Below are 18,150 nucleotides of genomic sequence, written 5' to 3' on the forward strand. Positions count from 1 at the left end.
TCCTCAACAGGCCACCGGCGGCGCCGAGTCCAGTCGGTGGAAGTTGCGGTTGAAGTAGACGAGGCTGTGGCCGCCCGCCCGGGTGCGGATCTGCTCGATCTCGACGAACAGCACGCTGTGGGTGCCCATGGCCTTGGAGTCCTTGATGGTGCCGACCACGGTCACCACCGCGTCCTTGAGGACCGGCACGTCATGACTCCGGTCCCAGATGTCCCAGCTGAATCGCTCGGCCATCGACGCTTCGGTCGCGCCGGCGAAGTGCATCGCCAACTCCTGCTGATCTCCGCCGAGCACGTTGACGCACACGCGGCCGTTGGCGCTGAAGACGTCGTGCATGGCGCTCTTGCGGTTGACGCAGGCCAGGACGGTCGGCGGATCGTCGGTCACCGAGCAGACCGCGCTGACGGTGATGCCGCAACGGCCGTTCGGTCCGTCCGTCGTCAGGATGTTGACGGCCGCGGGGAGGTGGGCCATCGCCTCCCGGAAGTCAGCCTGAGTCGGGGCGCGTTGGGTGTCGTACGCGTTCATGGTCGTCTGTTCCTCTCTGCGCCGGGCTCCGGCGCGGCGCATCGCTCGACGTGCCGGTTCACCACAGCTCGACCACCAACCGGGGTGACCTGGAGCGTGAGACACATGCGGCGATCTGGTCGCCCGCCGCCTTTTCCTTGGCGGTCAGGCAGTGGTCGCGGTGGTCGGGCTCGCCGTCGAGGACCCGTAGGACGCAGGTGCCGCAGATGCCTTCGCGGCAGGAGGTGTCGAGTGGGACTCCGTTGTCCTCCAGCACCTCGGCGATGCTCTTGTCGGCCGGCACGGTGTAGACCTCACCGGTGTCGAGCTCGACCTCGAAGCTCTCGCCGGGGGCGGCATCCGGCTGGTCCGCCGCCTGGAACAGCTCGGAGTGGATATGGCCCTCCTGCACGCTTCGGGCCGCGAGTGCGGTGACCTGTTCCATGAAGCCCTGGGGCCCGCAGGTGTAGACGTGCGCACTCGCCGGGAGATCGGTGAGCGCTTCGGAAAGTACCTGGAGCGCCGTCTCCCGCCCGTGCCCGAAGTGGAGGACGACCCGGTCGGCGAAGGCGGACTCCTCCAGCCGGTCCGCGAAGGCCGCCTCGGCCCGGCTCCGCGCCACGTAGTGCAGCCTGAAGTCCGCACCGGTGCCGAGGAGTTCGTACGCCATCGCCAGCAGTGGCGTGATGCCGATGCCGCCCGCGACCAGGTGGTGCTCGCTCGCGCCGGGGTCGAGGCCGAAGAGCTGCCGGGGTGCACCGATGCGCAGCTCCGTGCCGGGTTCCGTCTTGTCGTGCAGGGCGTGGGAGCCACCCCGGGACGTCTCCTCGCGTTTGACCGCGATGGTGTAGGCGCCGGCGTCGTGCGGCGGTCCGCACAGTGAGTAGGGACGGGTGATCCCTGTGGGTCCGGTCACGTCGATGTGGGCACCGGCCGGGTAGCCGGGGAGCGGACCGCCGTCGGAGCGGGCCAGCCGGAGCACCTTGACCGCGTCGGTGACGTCGACGGCCTCGGTGACGGTGACAGTGAACATCCGTCTGCCTTCACATTCGGGGCGGAACCAAAGGGCGGAACCAAAGGGGCGGAACCAAAGGGGCGAGGAGCTTCAGCTCATGCAAGGCTTCAGCTCATGTAGGGCTTCAGCGCATGTAGAGGCCGCCGTTGGCGTCCCAGCACGCCCCGGTCACCGTGTCCGCGTTGTCCGCCGCCAGCAGTACGGCCATGTCGGCGATGAACTCGGGGCGCCCGAGGCGCCGTACGGGAATCGAGGCCTCGATCTGCGCGAGCCTGTCCGGGTCGACGCTGTCGCGGACGGACGGCAGTTCCTGCGGGCCGGGGGAGATGGCGTTGACCGTCACGCCCTGCGGCCCGAGTTCACGGGCGAACACCTTGGTCAGCGTGATGACGCCGCCCTTGGCCGAGGCATAGTGCGCGCCGGTCGCCGTGCCGCCGTTCTGCCCGGCGAGCGAGGCGATGTTGACGATGCGGCCGTATCCGCGTTCGGCGAAGTACGCGCCGAGCACCTGGCAGCCGAGGAACGTGCCGTCGAGGTTGGCCGACACGACCGCGCCGAAGCTGTCGGGGGTGATGTCCATCAGCGCCTCGACCTTGGAGAGGCCCGCGTTGTTGACCAGGACGTGGACGGCGCCCCAGCGTGCGACCAGGTCGTCCAGTACCCGTACGAACGCGGCCTTGTCGCGGGCGTCCAGGCCGAGCCCGACCGCGGAACTCCCGGTCGGGTCAAGGGCGGCAGCGGCCTTGACCGCGGCTTCCCCGTCCAGGTCGGTGACGGCGACGCGGTAGCCGCGGTCGTAGAACCGGGAGGCGATACAGGCGCCCAGGCCGCGGGCCGCTCCGGTGACCAGCGCGACGCGCGGCTGGTCGTCCTCCCACCCTGCCGGGCTCACAGGAGGAACCCCGACGCCGTCACGGTGTCCTCGGAGTTGATCAGACGGATGACCTTGCGCACGATCCGGGGACCGTCGTCGGTGAATGTGATGCGGTGCGTGAGATCGGCCGCCAGGACGAAAGTCTCGCCGCGCTTGTAGCCCACGACCAACTGCGCCGAACAGATCTCGATCGAATCCTTGGACTCGTCACGGGCGGCGAGCGTGAAGCGCGAGACGGTACGGACCGTACGGGCCGCGGCCGTCGCCGAGATGGAGAAGCCACCGGTCAGCCGCTCGATGCGCATCCGGCGCATCCGGTCGTCGTCGTACACCAGATTCAGCGAGCCGGCGAAATCCGTCGTCTCCGGGTCGATGGGGACGACGTACTCGCCGCCCTCGGCCCAGAGCGTGTCCCACTCCTCGTACCGCTTGGCGTCCAGGAGGCGGGCCTCGTGCCAGATCAGGGAGAGCGCGGCGAGGGCGCGCGGATCGTCGAGCGGCAGCTCGGCATCTACAACTACCTTACTGAGAACGTCACTTGACATCGGTCATCATCCTCTTCCACATCGCGTACGCCTCGCGCATGCCGGTCTCGTCGGTCGCGTGGGAGGTCGGCTGGCCCAGGTCGTTGGGCTTCTCCCGGCCGAGGCCCCGGTTGACGAGGATCGGCATGTCGACGCCGCCGGTCACGCCGCGCTGGACGCGGTTCCAGGCCTCGGCGTCATCGGGGCTGCCGAAGCCGAACGGGCCCTGGAAGTGCTCGTGGATGCGCAGCCGCTCGCGGTTGACGATCTCGGGGCCGCCGTCCAGGCCGAGGGCCACATGCCGGATCTCCGTCTCCGCGACGGAGATGGGACGCAGGACCCGGAAGAAGGACATCGACATGGCCACGTTCGGGAACAGGTTGAGGTTGAAGCCGGCGCCGTGCAGCGAGCGCACGATCCGTCGCACGCGCTCCGGAGGCAGGTCCTTCGACAGCTCCTCGATGACGTGACCGAAGCGGTCCTGGAGCTTCTCGGTGCCGTCGTCGACGTCCAGGTCGACGTGCTCGGCGACGGAGACGGAGACACTGTGGCCGTTGCCGAGGGCGTGGGTGACCGCGCTCTCGTCGGTCATGATCGACAGCATGCTCGCGGTCTCGGCGTCCACGGACGACATCCAGGAGCGGTGCACGATCGGGAAGTGGTACCAGTCGGTCGTGTTCTCCAACTGGATCTTCCAGTTGCCCTGGAAACGGAACTTGTGCTCGCCCTGCACCTTGATCGGGAAGCCCGCGCCCTGCTTCATGAAGCGGTCGATCCACAGCCGGGCCCCGCCGAGGAAGTCCTCCAGCGGTTCGATCTCGTCGTTGAAGCTTGCGAAGATCATGCCCGCGTACGTCCCCACCTTGAGGCGTTGCAGCGGCAGGTCCTTCTTCTCCGTGACGTTCTCGTAGCCCTCGGGATAGGGGATGCCTCGCAGCGTGCCGTCCAGGGCGTACGACCATGCGTGGTAAGGGCAGGTGAAGCCGTTGCCGTTGCCCTTGGGGACGTCGCAGACGCTGGCGCCGCGATGGCGGCAGCGGTTGAGGAGGACGTTGACGCCGCCGCGGCGGTCGCGGCTGACGATGACGGGACGGCGGCCGATCCAGGCCGTCTTGAAGTCCCCCGACTTGGCGATCTCGCTCTCGTGGGCCACCCACACCCAGGTGCGGTGGAAGATCCGGTCCATCTCCAGCTCGAACAGCTCCGGGCCGGTGTAGAGGGTGCCGGCGACGCGGTCGTCCTCGACGAGCGAGGCGAGGTCGGGAATCTCCGGGGACACGGTCATCGGGTGACCTCCGGCTCCGGCAGCGGACGGCCGACGCGCGCCTCGATCTTCATGTAGCGCCACAGCCCGTGCTCGCCGACCTGGACGGTACGGAAGAGGTTGCAGGCCGCGGCCACCGTCGGCTGGTCGGTCACGTCGGCGAGGACGTACGACGTCCAGGGCCAGGAGCCCGAGGGGCCGACCATGTGCTGGTCGTCGTCCATGGTGCCGAGGACGCTCACGCCGGGCAGCTCCCAGAGCTGGGAGAGCATGGTCGTGAAGCCGTCCCAGACGGCCTTGCCCTGACCGGTGGGCAGATCGAAGAAGTTCTGGTTCACGCCGATACAGAAGAGGACCCGCAGGGGTTTGTCGCCGGAATGGGGCATGGAGGGTTCCCGCCTTTCAGGGGGTGGCTGGACAAAGGCTGCTCAGAGGTAGCCGGGGAAGGGCTGGACGCCCATGAGGACGGCGCCGGCGCCGTCGTACATGCCCTCCTGGAGGAAGGCGTGCTGCGGGACGACGGACGCGTCGCGCAGGAAGCGCTGCATCGGGTTGCCATCGGTGATGGCCGGGATGCCGCTCAGCTGGTAAGCGGCGCGTACGACCTCGAACGCGGTCTTCGCGAGATGGGCGGAGGCGAGCCGCAGCAGACTGGCCTGCTCGGGGGTCGCGGGATCTCCCGCCTCGACCGTCGCCCACACCTCGCCGGTGGTCTCGTAGAAGAAGGCGCGCGCGGAACGGAGTTGGGCCTCGGCCTGGCCCACCGCGATGCGGTAGGTGGCGCGCTCGGCGGGCTTCGGGGCGCCGGTGAATCCGGCGCGGCCGCCGCTGGCGATCGCCTGGTCGAGTGCGGCGCGGGCGACTCCGAGACCGACCACGGCGAGGACCTGGGCGGCGTAGGGGACGGTCGGGTAGCGGTACAGCGGTTCGTCGACGGTGGGTTCGCCGCCGCGTACGAACGTCCACTCCTCGGGGACGAGCGCTCCGTCGGCCACCAGGTCGTGGCTTCCGGTGCCACGCAGGCCGATGACGTCCCAGTTCTCGACGATCTCCAGCTGCTCGGGGCGCATCACGGCGGTCAGCGGACGACCGGCGTTCCGCTGACCGGCCTGGTCCCCGCTCGCCTTGATGCCGACGCCGAGGACGTCCGCGCCCTTGCAACCGCTGGCGAACTTCCACCGGCCCGAGACCCGGTACGTGCCGTCGACGAGTTCGGCCGGCTGTACGGGGAACAGGCCCCCGGCGAAGGCCACATCGGGCCCGTCGGCGTACAACTCGGCCTGGGTCTCCAGGGGCAGCGCGGCCAGATAGACGAGGGACGAGCCGAAGCTGGCCACCCAGCCGGCCGATCCGTCGACCTCCGATATCCGCTCGATGAGCCGCAGGAACTCGGTCGGCGGCAGTGCGTCGCCGCCGAAGCGCTTCGGGGCACCCGCACGGTAGAGACCGGCTTGTTTGAACTCGGCGACCATGTCCCGCGGAACGTATCGCTTCTCCTCGAATTCCGCGCGCCGCTCGGCCACTTGGGAAAGCACGCGGTCGAAGGCCGCTCGGGCGTCGGAATCGACCGGTGCCCGGGAATCCACCGGTGCCGGGGAATCCAGCGACTGCGTCATGGGACAAACTCCTCGCATTGCCGGGCGGGCGGTCTTCGATCCCGCTGTGCCTTCACGCTAGGCGCGCCAGGAACGGGCCGACAATTGGGAGTTGGCTGGAGTGTGTAGGGGATTCCTTTACGTGGTTCGGCGCGGCAGACGGGCCCTACGAGCTTTTACGTGGGTTCGCTCGCCAGGAGTCGTGCGATGCCGGGCGGGCTGAAGATGTCCCGGGTGGCGAGCGCGATCCCTCCGCGGATCCCTGCTGCGGCGCCGAGTTGGGTGGTGGTGATGGTGAGTTTGCGGGTGGCCAGTGGCAGGGCGCGCTGGTAGACCACCGCGCGGACGCCGGAGAGCAGATCGTCGCGGAGCTCGCTCAGTGGCCCGCCGAGCACCAGGGTGCGCGGGTTGAACATGTGCACCAGCATCGCCACCACCTCGCCGATCTCGGTGGCGGCCTGGCGCAGCGCGTGCAGCGCGGGCGGATCGCTGTTGGCCACCCGCTGCGCCAGTTCGTGCGCGCCGTGCAGCGGGTCCTCGGGCGTCGTTTCGGGAATGCCGAGACTGCGAAGGATCGCCCGGTGGGAGGCGAGGGCTCCCACACAGCCGATGTTGCCGCAGGCGCACAGCACATCGCCGCCGCCGACCGCCCGGATGTGGCCGATGTCGCCGGCCGCCCCGTCGGCTCCGCGGTACACATCCCCGTTGGCAGTGATGATCCCGGCGCCGATACCGCTGGCGATCTTGATGCACAGCAGCGGAGTGTCCGCCGTGGCCTGGCCGGCCTCGCCGAGCGCCATGAGGTTGACGTCGTTGTCCACCACGACCGGGCAGCGGAAGGCGGTGCGCAGATGCTCGGCGACGGGGTAGCCGTCCCATCCGGGCATGCCGGTCGGACGTACCGCGCAGCCGTGCTGGAAGTCGACGGGACCGGGCAGGCCGACCACCGTCTCGCGTACTCGGTTCGGGTCGCGGCCGTGCCTCGCCAGCAGGCTCGACAGTCGCTCCGTCACCGCGTCCAGCACCGCCCGGGGGCCGGCGTCGATCCGGATGTCCACGGTCTCGTGCGCGATCACCCGCTGGGTGAGGTCGGCGATGGCGACCTGGCTCGCCAGGGTGTCGATGTCCGCGACGGCGATGGTCCCGGCCTGCGGGCTGATCGTCAGCACCCGCGGCGGGCGTCCTCGGACCGACTCCCTGCTCTCGAGCTCCTGGAGTATGCCGCGCGCCACCAGGTGGTCGACCTGCTGGCCCACGGTCGAGCGGGCGAGACCGCTTCGCCGGGAGATCTCCGCGCGGCTGGTCGCCTCACCGGAGACCACGAGATCCAGCACCCTGCGCAGGGCGACCGGCACCGGGGAGGACGGTGTCGTCCCGGCGGCGTGTCCCTCGCTATATCCATCGCCTTTATGCATTCCAGTGACCTTAATGGTGCCGCCTAACGTCCGTCAATGGGCTCTTCAAGTCAACGATGTCGGGATCATGCCGAGATCGTTTCGGTTGAGACCCGGGATTTGCTCGATTTTAGGCCTCCTAGAAAATTAAATGGGGCCTCTTGTGCTTTTCCGGCGAACTAAACGATGGTGATGCGCAACGCGGCGTTCAGGCCGCGGTCGGTCGGAAGACGGCGGAGGTGCACCGATGAGTGGTTCCCTGCGAGCGGTCGTGGTCGGGACCGGAATGATCGGCGCGGTACACGCCGCGGCGATCCGCTCGGCCGGGGGTGTCCTCGCCGGAGCGGTGGCATCGAATCCCGAGCGCAGCGCACAGGTCGCCAAGGAGTGGGACGTACCCGCTCAGTATCCGGACTTCGACGCGGTACTCGCCGACAAGAGTGTCACGGTGGTGCACCTCTGCACGCCCAACGCTCTGCACGTCCGGCAGGCCGAGGCGGCCCTGCGCGCCGGCAAGCATGTGATCTGCGAGAAGCCGCTGGCCACGGCCGCCGCCGATGCCGAGTATCTGACCGAACTGGCCGAGCGCGCCGGGCTGTTGCTGGCGGTTCCCTTCGTCTACCGCTATCACCCCCTCGTCCGGGAGATTCGCGACCGCCGCCTGCGCGGTGAGTTCGGGGCCTGGCAGCTCATCCACGGCAGCTATCTGCAGGACTGGCTGCTGGCCGAGGACGCGACGTCCTGGCGGGTGGATCCGGCCGAGGGCGGGCCTTCGCGGGCCTTCGCCGACGTCGGATCCCACTGGTGCGATCTGGTGGAGTGGGTCGCCGGAGTCCGCTTCACCGAGGTGACGGCTCGCATCGGCACCACGTTCGCGAACCGGCCCACCGAGGACGTGGCCGCCGTACTGCTGCGCACCGAAGACGGTGTACTCGGCACGCTGACGGTCTCCCAGGTCTCGGCGGGCCGTAAGAACCGGCTGTGGTTCGAGCTCGACGGCGCGGAGGGAAGTGCGGTCTTCGACCAGGAGAACCCCGAGACCGTCTGGTTGGGCGCCCAGGACGGCGCACGGATTCTCGTACGCGATCCGCAGCACGGCTCAGCCGAGCAGCGGCGGCTCTCCCGGCTGCCCGCCGGACACGCCCAGGGCTACGCCGACTGCTTCAACTCCTTTGTCAGCGACGCCTATACGGCCATCGAGGGCGGCACGCCCGAAGGCCTGCCCACCGGCGCGGACGGGCTGCGCTCGGCACGGCTCGTCGAAGCCGTGCTGCGGTCGGCCGGCTCCCTCGGATGGACCGGCGTGGACGGCCCCGCCCTCAGCAACAAGAACCAGGAGGCCCCCGTATGAAACTCGGCATGCTCACAGCCTGTCTCCCGAACCTCTCCCTGACGCAGATCGCCGCCTGGGCGAGCGAGGCCGGATACGAGGCCCTGGAGGTCGCCGCTTGGCCCGTCACCGGCGGCCGCGACTTCGAGGCCGCACACCTGCCGGTCGCCGACTTCGGCACCCAACAGGCTGACGAGACAAGGGAGTTGTTCGAGCGTCACCGGCTCCAGCTCTCGGCGCTCGCGTACTACGAGAACAACCTCCACCCCGACGCTGGGCGCCGGGAACAGATCCACACCCACCTCAAGAAGGTCATCGACACCGCGGCCGCCCTCGACGTTCCGTACGTCGGCACCTTCGTCGGCCGCGACTGGACCCAGCCCGTGGCGCACAGCCTCCGCGAGGCCGAGAAGATCTTCCCCGAACTCGTCGAGTACGCGGGCGAACGCGACGTACGCCTCATCATCGAGAACTGTGTGATGGAGGGCTGGCACCCGGACGGTTACCCGGGCAACCTCGCCTACTCGCCCGAGCTGTGGGAGTGGATGTTCTCCCTCGGGCTCTACCTCAACTGGGATCCGTCGCACCTGACTTGGATCGGCGTCGACCCGGTGAAGACCATCGCGCCGTACGCCGACCGGATCGTCCACGCCCAGGCCAAGGACGCCGAGATCCTGCCCGGTGCGATCAACCGCTACGGCTTCTTCGGCAAGGCGGTCGAGCGCGACGACCCCTGGGACAACGGCTGGTGGCGCTACCGCGTCCCGGGCCGCGGCCAGGTCGACTGGAACGCCGTCGTGGACGCCCTCTACGAGAACGGCTTCACCGGGACGCTCTCGGTCGAGCACGAGGACCCCGTGTGGAGCGGCACCGAGGAGAAGGTCAAGACGGGCCTTGAGATCGCCCACCGCACCCTGCGGCCACTGATCGTGGCCTGACCGGGCCGTACCCCGCCACTCGACCGACACCCCCCCACAACTGACAAGAAAGCGCAGGAGATTCATGGCTCAGGAGAACACGCGGCACCGCATCGGGATTCTGGGCGCGGGCAACATATTCGGCCGTTACGTCGAAGGCCTGCGTAATTTCCCGGAGCTGGAAGTGGTCCGCGTCGCCGATATCGACCCGGCCCGCGCCAAGCAGGCCGCCGCCGAATTCGGCATCCCGGAATGGGGGGACGACACCGCGCTTCTCGCCGACGACAGCGTCGAGATCATCATCAACATCACGCCCCCGCAGTTCCACGCGAAGACCACCATCGCCGCGCTGGAGGCCGGAAAGCATGTCTATGCCGAGAAGCCCCTAGCCGTCACCGTCGAGGAGGGCCGGAGCATCCTCGAGGCCGCGGCCCGCACGGGGCGGCTGCTGGGATCGGCCCCCGACACCTTCCTGGGCAGCGCCGTGCAGACCGCACGGCACGCGATCGACGCCGGGCTGATCGGCGAGGTCGTCGGCACCACCGCCTTCGTACGCTCCAGTCGCGCCGAGACCTGGCACCCCGACCCCCGCTCCTTCTTCCAGCCGGGCGCCGGCCCCGTGTTCGACATGGGCCCCTACTATCTGGCAGCCCTCATCAACTGCCTCGGCCCGGTCAGCTCGCTCTCCGCGGCCACCCGCATCGGCGCCAAGACCCGCAAGGTCACCAGTCCCGACCGCGTGGTCGACGAGATCACCGTCGAGGTGCCCACCCACGCGTCCGCGGTGCTGACCTTCGCCTCCGGGGCGATCGGCACCGTCCTGATGAGCTTCGACGTCTGGGACACCGAGCTGCCGCGGATCGAGATCTACGGCACGGAGGGCACCCTCGCGCTGCCGAACCCCAACTTCTTCGACGGCGACGTACGGATCAAGCGCCACCAGGACACCGACTGGGAGGTGCTCACGCCGGTGACCGAACTGTTCGGAGCCGTGGGCACACCCGAGCAGCACCGCCGAGGCCTCGGAGTTCGGGATCTCGTCGGCGCGCTCGCCGGTGAGCCGCACCGCGCGAACGCCCAGTTCGCCTTCCACACCCTGGAAGTCCTCGCGAGCTTCGAGATCGCGCAGCAGGAGAACCGGGTCGTCGCGCTGGAGAGCAGCTGCGAGCGCCCCGAGCCCCGCTACGCCCACTGATCCCTAGCCTCGCTCCACACTCTGAAAGGACCCGAGAACATGAAGATCAGGCAGGACCGTCTCGCCATCAACCCCCTGCAGTGGGTCGCGAGCCCCGAAGGCTGGATCGATCCCAGCCTCGCGCCGTCGCTGGAGAACCGGCTGGCGGTCATCCGCGACGCGGGCATCACCGCCGTGCACAGTGACGTCCCCGGCGACATGACGGCCGCGACGTACGCCGCGCTGCTGGCCGAGCACGGACTCAGCGCCGCGCCCGGTTACGTTCCCGTACGGCTCACCGAGGACGAGGCCGAGCGGCAGCAGTATCGGGACACCGCCGCGCGCATTGCCGAACAGCACGCGGAGCTCGGTGTGCCCACGATGTTCCTCGCCATGGGCATGGCCAAGGACGCGGTACGCGTGGCCCACCCGGCAGTCGGCCAGGACGCCGACCAGGGCCGGCTGGAACGCGTACGGGACCTGCTGGCGGAGACGGCCGGGATCATCCGCGCCCAGGGGATCACCCCCGCCTTCCACCCGCACGTGGGTACCTGGGCCGAGACCGAGGAGGAGACCCGCTTCATCCTCGACACCGTCGACGCCTCGGTCCTCGGTTTCGGGCCCGACATGGGACACCTGGCCTGGGCGGGCGCCGACGCCGCGCAACTCGTCCGCGACTATGCCGACCGCGTGGCGAGCGTCCACATCAAGGACCTCGACCTCGGCCTCGCGGCACGGGCGAGGGAGGCGGGCTGGGACTACCGCAGGACGGTGAAGGCCGGCCTGTGGTCGGAGCCGGGCCACGGAAACGCCGACATCGAAGGCTTCGTCGACGCGCTCCCGGACGGCTTCGACGGCTGGCTGATCATCGAGGTCGACCGCGGGGCGCAGCCGACCCCGGAGGAGAGCGTCCGACGGTGCGGGGAGTGGGCCGCCAAGTACGTGCAGTGACCCACAGGCTCGGAACGTCGAATGACTGGTTGTTCACAGTCGGGGAGCGGGACGACCAGGGGGAGCCGAGGAGACAGTGGTAATGGAACAGATGGAGACATCATGCGCAAGACAGCGGCGTTCATCGGCGCCGGATTCCTGACCATCACGACCGCGGCCTGTGGCGGCGCCACCTCGACCGGTGCCGCCGACAAGACGCTGACCATCTCCGAGTCGGTCACGGCCACGCCGTGGGACCTCGCGAAGGCCAGCGTGGGCCCCGAGGCCCAGTACTACCAGCCGGTCTACGACACGCTGATCCGGCTGAACACGAAGAACGAGCCCACCCCGAACCTGGCCACTTCGTGGACGTACGACAAGGCCCAGACCACCCTGACGCTGAAACTGCGCAGCGGTGTGAAGTTCACCGACGGCACGGCGCTCGACGCACAGGCCGTCAAACAGAACCTTCTGCACACCAAGAGCGGTACGGGCACGGCCGCCGGCGAGATCCAGGACATCGCGAGCGTGGACGCCGTGGACGCACAGACCGTCGCCATCAAACTGAGCCACCCCACCGCCGCCCTGCTCCCCGCCCTGGGCCAGGTCTCCGGCATGATCGCCAGCCCGAAGTCGCTGGACAACCCGAAGGCTCCCGTCGGCTCCGGCCCGTACCAGCTGGACACCTCGGCGACCACGGCCGGGCAGACGTACACGTACACGCGCACGTCGGGCTACTGGAACGCGAAGGCCTTCCCGTACGACAAGATCGTCATCAAGTATCTGGCCGACCCGACGGCACGTACCAACGCCCTGCTCTCGGGCCAGCTCGATGGCGCCTCGCTCAGCCTCAGCCGCGTCAAAACCGTCAAGGACCGTGGCCTGAACGTCGTCACCTATCAACCCGGCGACATCGAGGGCCTGTTCATCTGGGACCGGGCCGGCAAGATCGTCCCCGCGCTCGGCAAGCTGAAAGTCAGGCAGGCGCTCAACTACGCCTTCGACAAGCAGGCCATCATCAAGACGGCCAAGACCGGACTCGGCGAGCCCACCACCCAGCTGTTCGCCCCTGGGGAGGAGGGCTATGACGCCTCGCTGAACTCCACGTACTCCTACGACCCGGCGAAGGCCAAGAAGCTCCTTGCCGAGGCCGGTTACCCGAACGGCTTCTCGGTCACCCTGCCGGACATGTCCGCCCTCTTCCCGCAGGAGCAGGCGGCCCTCACCCAGTCCCTCAAGGACATCGGCATCAAGGTGAAGCTGGACAACCTGCCGAGCGACCAGATCTTCAGCAGCATGCTCTCCGGCAAGTACGCCCTGTCCTACTTCAAACTGGGCGCCCCGACCTCGTGGGACAAGGTCCAGCTGGAGCTGACCAAGAACGCGACCTGGAACCCCTTCAAGTACGACGACCCCAAGGCCGACGACCTGATCTCCCAGATCTCGAAGGCGACCGGAGCCGAGCGCACCGCACTGTTCAAGGAGCTCAACACCTACGTCGTCGACCAGGCGTGGGACGCCCCCTGGACCCCCACGGTGAACGCCTACGCGACCGCCAAGGACGTGAAGGTGACACCGCAGCCCGGTATCAACTTCCCGCCGATCTACAACTTCGCGCCGGCCGCGAGCTAGCGGCAAGGCCGCTGCGACACGCGGACGATAGCGGCGAGACCGCTACGACACGCGGAAGGAGGAACTGACCGTGCTTGTCTTCTTGTTCCGGCGCATCGCCGCCGGTGTCGTCCTGGTGGTCGTCGTGGCCACCGCGACGTTCCTGCTGCTCAGCCTGACCGGCACCGACGTGGCCCGCAACATCCTCGGCGAGACCGCCTCGCCGGCCCAGGTGTCCGCCAAGTCCCATGAACTCGGCCTCGACGAGCCCCTGGTGGTCAGGTACGGGCACTGGATCGACCGGGCCGTGCACGGCGATCTGGGCCAGTCCTGGTTCACCGGCGACTCGGTGAACCAGTCCCTGGTGAACACCCTTCCGGTCACGCTGTCCATCGTTCTCGTCGGCATGCTGATCGCCCTGGTGCTCAGCATCGCGCTGGGGACCGTGGCGGCGCTGCGCGGCGGCTGGGTGGACCGAGTTGTGCAGTTCGCAGCGGTGCTCGGTACCGCGATCCCCAGTTTCCTGATCGCCCTGGTCCTCGCGGTCGTCCTGGCGGTCCAGCTCAGACTGCTGCCGGCCACCGGATACGTAGCGCTCGGCACGTCCGCCACGGGATGGCTCCAGTCGATCATCATGCCCGCCGTGGCACTGGCGGTCGCGGCCACGGCGGCCACGGCGATGCAGGTGCGCGGGGCACTGATCGACGTCCTGCGGGCCGACTTCGTCCGTACGTTGCGCAGCCGGGGACTCAGCACCCGCAGCGTCGTGTACCGGCACGCGTTGCGGAACGCCGCCCCACCCGCTCTGACCGTGCTCGCCCTCCAGTTCATCGGCCTGATCGGCGGCGCGGTCGTCGTGGAGAAGGTGTTCGGGCTGCCGGGCATCGGCACACTCGCCAACTCGGCGGCCGTGCGAGGAGACGCGCCCGTCCTGCTCGGCACGGTCGTGGTGACCGTGGCCGTCGTCGTCGCCGTCAACCTGCTGCTGGACATCGCGTACGGCTGGCTCAACCCGAAGGTGCGTGTCTCATGACCGTCCCGGAGACCGCGGCGATCCCGAAACGGGACGGCCTCCTGCGCCGGACCCTGCGCGACCCGCTGGCCGTCGGCTGCCTCGTGGTCCTGGCGCTGGTGATCCTCGCGAGCCTGGCCGCCCCGCTGCTCACCGACCACGCACCGGACCACAGTGTCCTGGCGGACACCCTCGCACCGATGTCGGGCGCCCACCCGCTCGGCGGCGACGGCGTCGGCCGGGACGTACTGTCCCGGCTGCTGTACGGCGGCCGGACCAGCCTGCTCGGCGGGACGCTCGCGGCCCTGGTCGCTTTCCTGGTCGGCGGACCGCTCGGCCTGGTCAGCGGCTTCTATCGGGGCTGGTTCGACGCGGCCGCCGGCTGGATCATCAATGTGATCATGGCCGTGCCCGCCATCATCGTGATGTTGGTGGTGATGGCGGCCGTCTCCCAGGACCTCAACGTCGCGATGGTCGTCCTGGGCGTCATCATGGCGCCGATGGTCTTCCGCCTGATCCGCGCGTCGGTGGTCTCGGTGCGCGAGGAGCTGTACGTCGACGCCGCGCGGGTCTCCGGCCTCGGCGACGCCCGCATCATGCGGCGGCACATCCTGCCGGTGGTCATCGCGCCCTCGGTCATCCAGGCGACGCAGCTGTTCGCGGTGGCGATCGGCATCCAGGCCGGTCTGTCCTTCCTCGGTCTGGGAAAGTCGTCCCAGGCCAGCTGGGGCGCGATGCTCAACGACGGCTTCACCAACGTCTACACCACACCGACGCTGCTGGTGTGGCCGGGCCTCGCGATGGGCGTGACCATCCTGGCGGCCAGCCTGTTCGGCAACGCGGTGCGGGACGCACTGGGGACGGCCGAGACCCGGGTGGTCCGCCGTCGGCGACCGGCGCCCAGGAAGTCCGCTGCCGGGGTGCCGTCGCCGTCCGATCGCCTGCTCACTGTGGAGGACCTCCGCATCAGCTACCCGAAGCCCGGCCGTTCCGGCGGCTCCGGCGGCTCCGACGGTGACAAGATCGTCGTCGACGGAGTCAGCCTGACCGTTGAGCGCGGTGAAGTCCTGGGCCTGGTCGGCGAGTCCGGCTCCGGTAAGAGCCAGACCGCGTTCGCAGTCCTTGGACTGCTGCCGAACGAGGCCGAGGTGACGGCAGATCAGATGGCCTTCGCCGGCAAGGGGTTGCTCGGTGTGAGCCGGGCCGCACTCAACGCCCTGCGCGGCCGCGGGATCGGATACGTACCGCAGGAGCCCATGTCCAACCTCGACCCCTGCTTCCGTATCGGCTCCCAGCTCGTCGAACCCATGCGCAAGCATCTGGGGATCTCCAGGGGCGAGGCCCGCACCAAGGCGCTGGAGCTCCTGGTGCGCGTCGGCATCCCGGACCCGGAGCGGGTGTTCAAGTCGTACCCGCACCAGGTCTCGGGAGGCATGGCCCAGCGCGTGCTGATCGCGGGCGCCGTGTCCTGCGATCCGCAACTGCTCATCGCCGACGAGCCGACCACCGCACTCGACGTCACCGTCCAGGCCGAAGTGCTCGACCTCATGCGCTCCCTCCAACAGGAACGCCAGATGGGCATGATCCTCGTGACCCACGACTTCGGCGTCGTCGCCGACATCTGCGACCGGGTCGCCGTCATGCAGAGCGGACGCATCGTCGAGACGGCACCCATCGAGAAGATCTTCGCGTCGCCCGAGCACGCGTACACGCGGATGCTCCTCGATTCCACGCTCGAAGGCGGCCCGGCGCGCGCCGCCCTGGGCGCCCCCTTGAATGAGGTGACGTCATGACCGCGCTCCCCGCGGCCCCGCCCCCGCTGCTCGAACTGGAAGACGTCGTCGTGGAGTACCCGGGCAAGGGCCGCCGCGCGCAGCCCTTCCGCGTCCTGCACGGAGTGTCCCTGTCGATCGCACCCGGCGAGACACTCGGCCTGGTCGGCGAGTCCGGCTCCGGCAAGACGACCCTGGGCAGGGCGGTCCTCGGCCTCGCCCCCGTCACCAGCGGATCGATCCGCTACGGCGGAAAACCGGTCTCGGGGCTCGGCAAACGGGAACGGCGGGCGCTGAGCAAGGACATCCAGGTCGTCTTCCAGGACCCGTTCACCTCGCTGAACCCGGCCATGACCGTCATGGACATCCTCACCGAACCGATGCTAGTGACCGGCGTCTCGCGCACCGACGCGGAACGCCGCGTCCAGACCCTGCTCGACCAGGTGTACCTCCCGCACGACGCGGCGCAGCGGTTGCCCCGGGAGTTCTCCGGCGGCCAGCGGCAGCGGATCGCCATCGCGCGCGCCCTGTGCCGGGACCCCAAGCTGATCGTGTGCGACGAACCGGTCAGCGCCCTGGACCTGTCCACGCAGGCACGGGTGCTCGACCTGTTCATCGAGATCCAGCAGGCCACGGGGGTGGCGTATCTGTTCGTCACGCACGACCTCTCCGTCGTACGGCACATCAGCCACCGGGTGGCCGTGCTGTACCGCGGCGACATCGTGGAGACCGGCGACGCCGCCCAGGTCACCGAGCACCCCGAACACGCCTATACGAAACGGCTGTTGCTCGCCGCGCCGGTACCCGATCCCGAGCGGCAGGCGCAACGTCGGGCGGAGCGGCTGCGGTTGGCGCGGGAAAGGGACGCGTCATGAGCAAGATGCCGAGCGAGAAACTGGTCGTGGACACGCGGTCCTCGATCGTGGACACCGTTGCCCGCTATCTCGCCCTCTGTGACGTTCCGGTCCGTATGCAAGGCGAGTTGGGGGACCTCTTCACCGAGGACGCGGTCTGGGAGGGCGGCGGCAGCGAGTACGCCGAGAAGTTCGGCCGTACCGAGGGCCGCGAGGCGATCGTCGAGATGCTGTCGGCCTACCTGCCGCCCACACCTCACTTCCGTACGAACGTGCATTTGCTCTTTCCCGGCACGGTCGACGTCAAGGGCCTTACTGCCCAGGGGAGTTGGCCGATGCAGCAGCTCTCGCACTACGAGTCGGGCTTCTCCGAGATGATGGTCGCAAAGCTCGACGTGACCTTCCGGATCGGCCCGGACCGTCCCCGTATATCGGCCTTCCATACTGAGCGGCTGTTCAGCGCACCGTTGACGGGAGAGCGATGAGCACGGACACCCACGACCGGACGATGTTCCTGACCTGCTACGCCGACACCCACCACTACGGCTGGCACCACGTCGACCTGTTCGTGCACGACAGTGCCGGCCAGGAGGTCAACTGGGTCCACTGGCAGGTCGATCAGGACGGTCCCGACGGCGCCGACGCGGCGACCGCGCGCGTCGAACCTGCCCTGCGACGCACCAGCGAGTGGCAGCACGGCGTCAGCGCTGACGGCAGCGAGTACTGGATCGCCCAGGCCGCCTGGGGCGATTGAGATGTGCCTCGTCTATATCCTCGACGACGACGCGGAGTTGTGCACCTCGCTGGCCTGGCTCCTGGAGTCGGTGGGCATCCGTTCGCAGTGCTTCTCCGACGCCCGGGCCTTCCTGCGCTCCTACGACCGGGACCGACCCGCCTGCCTGGTCCTCGACGTACGGATGCCGGAGATCAGCGGATTCGGCGTCCAGGAGCTGCTGAACGAGGCGGGGGCGGCGCTGCCCGTCGTCTTCGTCTCGGCGCACGGGGACATCCGCATGTCGGTCCGGGCCCTACAGAACGGCGCCGTCGACTTCCTGGAGAAGCCGTACGACCCCCAGCACATGCTCGACGTCGTGCAGGCGGCACAGCGGACCGCGCGGGAACGCTTCGATGAATTGGCCAGGCGGCGCGATCTGCTGCGGCGGTTGGACACCCTGACCGCCCGCGAACGGGAGGTGCTGCACCTGGTGGTGGACAGCGTGCCCAGCAAGCAGATCGCCGGGCGGCTCGGCATCAGCACGAAGACCGTCGACGTACACCGCACCCGCATCCGGGAGAAGACCGGCGCGGAGAGCATCGCGACGCTGGTCCGCGACGTACTCCGGCTGGGACTGCGGCTCCCGGCCGCCCGATGAGAAC

At 68.9% G+C, this 18,150-nt stretch carries 19 protein-coding genes; 11 read left to right on the forward strand and 8 right to left on the reverse strand.

Features of this window, described 5'->3' with window-relative positions; translation table 11 throughout:
* Nucleotides 1–3 precede the first annotated feature (3 nt).
* The 8 genes from hpaC to AB0N66_RS15435 form a co-directional block, all read right to left on the reverse strand.
* A complete protein-coding gene (hpaC, locus tag AB0N66_RS15400; protein WP_365433870.1) occupies nucleotides 4–528 on the reverse strand; it encodes a 4-hydroxyphenylacetate 3-monooxygenase, reductase component in 525 nt (174 codons plus the stop codon).
* A 58-nt stretch (nucleotides 529–586) separates the two neighbouring features.
* Complete coding sequence (locus AB0N66_RS15405; RefSeq protein ID WP_365433873.1) at nucleotides 587–1,540, reverse strand: PDR/VanB family oxidoreductase; 954 nt, start codon at nucleotides 1,538–1,540, stop codon at nucleotides 587–589.
* A 106-nt stretch (nucleotides 1,541–1,646) separates the two neighbouring features.
* Nucleotides 1,647–2,414 (reverse strand): SDR family NAD(P)-dependent oxidoreductase, encoded by a 768-nt coding sequence (locus tag AB0N66_RS15410; protein WP_365433876.1) that lies wholly within the window; start codon nucleotides 2,412–2,414, stop codon nucleotides 1,647–1,649.
* A complete protein-coding gene (locus tag AB0N66_RS15415) occupies nucleotides 2,411–2,941 on the reverse strand; it encodes an aromatic-ring-hydroxylating dioxygenase subunit beta (RefSeq protein WP_365433879.1) in 531 nt (176 codons plus the stop codon). The genes AB0N66_RS15410 and AB0N66_RS15415 overlap by 4 nt, the downstream gene beginning before the upstream one ends.
* Nucleotides 2,931–4,205 (reverse strand): aromatic ring-hydroxylating dioxygenase subunit alpha, encoded by a 1,275-nt coding sequence (locus AB0N66_RS15420; RefSeq protein WP_365433882.1) that lies wholly within the window; start codon nucleotides 4,203–4,205, stop codon nucleotides 2,931–2,933. Before AB0N66_RS15420 ends, AB0N66_RS15415 begins: the two co-directional genes overlap by 11 nt.
* Nucleotides 4,202–4,570, reverse strand: a complete 369-nt coding sequence (locus AB0N66_RS15425) for a hypothetical protein (protein ID WP_365433885.1) — start codon at nucleotides 4,568–4,570, stop codon at nucleotides 4,202–4,204. Before AB0N66_RS15425 ends, AB0N66_RS15420 begins: the two co-directional genes overlap by 4 nt.
* 42 nt (nucleotides 4,571–4,612) lie before the next feature.
* Complete coding sequence (locus AB0N66_RS15430) at nucleotides 4,613–5,800, reverse strand: acyl-CoA dehydrogenase family protein (protein ID WP_365433888.1); 1,188 nt, start codon at nucleotides 5,798–5,800, stop codon at nucleotides 4,613–4,615.
* Nucleotides 5,801–5,955: 155 nt separating this feature from the next.
* Nucleotides 5,956–7,194, reverse strand: coding sequence for an ROK family transcriptional regulator (locus AB0N66_RS15435; RefSeq protein ID WP_365433891.1), 1,239 nt, complete (start codon nucleotides 7,192–7,194; stop codon nucleotides 5,956–5,958).
* Between the two features lie 226 nt (nucleotides 7,195–7,420).
* Here AB0N66_RS15435 and AB0N66_RS15440 point away from each other — a divergent pair, with 226 nt between their 5' ends.
* From AB0N66_RS15440 to AB0N66_RS15490, 11 genes are all read left to right on the forward strand, one after another.
* The gene (locus AB0N66_RS15440) at nucleotides 7,421–8,524 is read left to right on the forward strand and encodes a Gfo/Idh/MocA family oxidoreductase (RefSeq protein WP_365433894.1); all 1,104 of its coding nucleotides are present in this window, start codon (nucleotides 7,421–7,423) and stop codon (nucleotides 8,522–8,524) included.
* Nucleotides 8,521–9,441, forward strand: a complete 921-nt coding sequence (locus AB0N66_RS15445; protein ID WP_365433897.1) for a sugar phosphate isomerase/epimerase — start codon at nucleotides 8,521–8,523, stop codon at nucleotides 9,439–9,441. The genes AB0N66_RS15440 and AB0N66_RS15445 overlap by 4 nt, the downstream gene beginning before the upstream one ends.
* Nucleotides 9,442–9,505: 64 nt before the next feature.
* Nucleotides 9,506–10,615 (forward strand): Gfo/Idh/MocA family oxidoreductase, encoded by a 1,110-nt coding sequence (locus AB0N66_RS15450; RefSeq protein WP_365433899.1) that lies wholly within the window; start codon nucleotides 9,506–9,508, stop codon nucleotides 10,613–10,615.
* Between the two features lie 39 nt (nucleotides 10,616–10,654).
* Complete coding sequence (locus AB0N66_RS15455; RefSeq protein ID WP_365433902.1) at nucleotides 10,655–11,545, forward strand: sugar phosphate isomerase/epimerase; 891 nt, start codon at nucleotides 10,655–10,657, stop codon at nucleotides 11,543–11,545.
* Between the two features lie 102 nt (nucleotides 11,546–11,647).
* A complete protein-coding gene (locus tag AB0N66_RS15460; protein ID WP_365433905.1) occupies nucleotides 11,648–13,156 on the forward strand; it encodes an ABC transporter substrate-binding protein in 1,509 nt (502 codons plus the stop codon).
* 70 nt (nucleotides 13,157–13,226) lie between these two features.
* Nucleotides 13,227–14,168: an ABC transporter permease gene (locus AB0N66_RS15465; RefSeq protein WP_365433908.1), complete on the forward strand. Its 942-nt coding sequence runs from the start codon at nucleotides 13,227–13,229 to the stop codon at nucleotides 14,166–14,168.
* A complete protein-coding gene (locus tag AB0N66_RS15470) occupies nucleotides 14,165–15,940 on the forward strand; it encodes a dipeptide/oligopeptide/nickel ABC transporter permease/ATP-binding protein (RefSeq protein ID WP_365433911.1) in 1,776 nt (591 codons plus the stop codon). The genes AB0N66_RS15465 and AB0N66_RS15470 overlap by 4 nt, the downstream gene beginning before the upstream one ends.
* Entirely contained in the window at nucleotides 15,937–16,794 is an 858-nt protein-coding gene (locus tag AB0N66_RS15475; protein WP_365433913.1) for an ATP-binding cassette domain-containing protein, read from the forward strand. The genes AB0N66_RS15470 and AB0N66_RS15475 overlap by 4 nt, the downstream gene beginning before the upstream one ends.
* Nucleotides 16,791–17,258, forward strand: a complete 468-nt coding sequence (locus tag AB0N66_RS15480; protein WP_365433916.1) for a nuclear transport factor 2 family protein — start codon at nucleotides 16,791–16,793, stop codon at nucleotides 17,256–17,258. Before AB0N66_RS15475 ends, AB0N66_RS15480 begins: the two co-directional genes overlap by 4 nt.
* Nucleotides 17,255–17,527, forward strand: coding sequence for a hypothetical protein (locus AB0N66_RS15485; protein ID WP_365433919.1), 273 nt, complete (start codon nucleotides 17,255–17,257; stop codon nucleotides 17,525–17,527). Before AB0N66_RS15480 ends, AB0N66_RS15485 begins: the two co-directional genes overlap by 4 nt.
* A gap of 1 nt (nucleotide 17,528) precedes the next feature.
* Entirely contained in the window at nucleotides 17,529–18,146 is a 618-nt protein-coding gene (locus AB0N66_RS15490) for a response regulator (RefSeq protein WP_365433922.1), read from the forward strand.
* Nucleotides 18,147–18,150 lie beyond the last annotated feature (4 nt).

It is taken from the genome of Streptomyces sp. NPDC093544, assembly GCF_040683495.1.
GTDB lineage: Bacteria > Actinomycetota > Actinomycetes > Streptomycetales > Streptomycetaceae > Streptomyces.

Excerpts from the sequence above, each read along its gene's own strand:
- AB0N66_RS15450 (WP_365433899.1), top strand. The coding sequence starts at position 9,506 with ATGGCTCAGGAGAACACGCGGCACCGCATCGGGATTCTGGGCGCGGGC.
- AB0N66_RS15405 (WP_365433873.1), bottom strand. The coding sequence starts at position 1,540 with ATGTTCACTGTCACCGTCACCGAGGCCGTCGACGTCACCGACGCGGTC.
- AB0N66_RS15435 (WP_365433891.1), bottom strand. The coding sequence starts at position 7,194 with ATGCATAAAGGCGATGGATATAGCGAGGGACACGCCGCCGGGACGACA.
- AB0N66_RS15480 (WP_365433916.1), top strand. The coding sequence starts at position 16,791 with ATGAGCAAGATGCCGAGCGAGAAACTGGTCGTGGACACGCGGTCCTCG.
- AB0N66_RS15425 (WP_365433885.1), bottom strand. The coding sequence starts at position 4,570 with ATGCCCCATTCCGGCGACAAACCCCTGCGGGTCCTCTTCTGTATCGGC.
- AB0N66_RS15485 (WP_365433919.1), top strand. The coding sequence starts at position 17,255 with ATGAGCACGGACACCCACGACCGGACGATGTTCCTGACCTGCTACGCC.
- AB0N66_RS15460 (WP_365433905.1), top strand. The coding sequence starts at position 11,648 with ATGCGCAAGACAGCGGCGTTCATCGGCGCCGGATTCCTGACCATCACG.
- AB0N66_RS15415 (WP_365433879.1), bottom strand. The coding sequence starts at position 2,941 with ATGTCAAGTGACGTTCTCAGTAAGGTAGTTGTAGATGCCGAGCTGCCG.
- AB0N66_RS15420 (WP_365433882.1), bottom strand. The coding sequence starts at position 4,205 with ATGACCGTGTCCCCGGAGATTCCCGACCTCGCCTCGCTCGTCGAGGAC.
- AB0N66_RS15470 (WP_365433911.1), top strand. The coding sequence starts at position 14,165 with ATGACCGTCCCGGAGACCGCGGCGATCCCGAAACGGGACGGCCTCCTG.
- AB0N66_RS15455 (WP_365433902.1), top strand. The coding sequence starts at position 10,655 with ATGAAGATCAGGCAGGACCGTCTCGCCATCAACCCCCTGCAGTGGGTC.
- AB0N66_RS15490 (WP_365433922.1), top strand. The coding sequence starts at position 17,529 with ATGTGCCTCGTCTATATCCTCGACGACGACGCGGAGTTGTGCACCTCG.
- AB0N66_RS15475 (WP_365433913.1), top strand. The coding sequence starts at position 15,937 with ATGACCGCGCTCCCCGCGGCCCCGCCCCCGCTGCTCGAACTGGAAGAC.
- AB0N66_RS15440 (WP_365433894.1), top strand. The coding sequence starts at position 7,421 with ATGAGTGGTTCCCTGCGAGCGGTCGTGGTCGGGACCGGAATGATCGGC.
- hpaC (WP_365433870.1), bottom strand. The coding sequence starts at position 528 with ATGAACGCGTACGACACCCAACGCGCCCCGACTCAGGCTGACTTCCGG.
- AB0N66_RS15430 (WP_365433888.1), bottom strand. The coding sequence starts at position 5,800 with ATGACGCAGTCGCTGGATTCCCCGGCACCGGTGGATTCCCGGGCACCG.
- AB0N66_RS15445 (WP_365433897.1), top strand. The coding sequence starts at position 8,521 with ATGAAACTCGGCATGCTCACAGCCTGTCTCCCGAACCTCTCCCTGACG.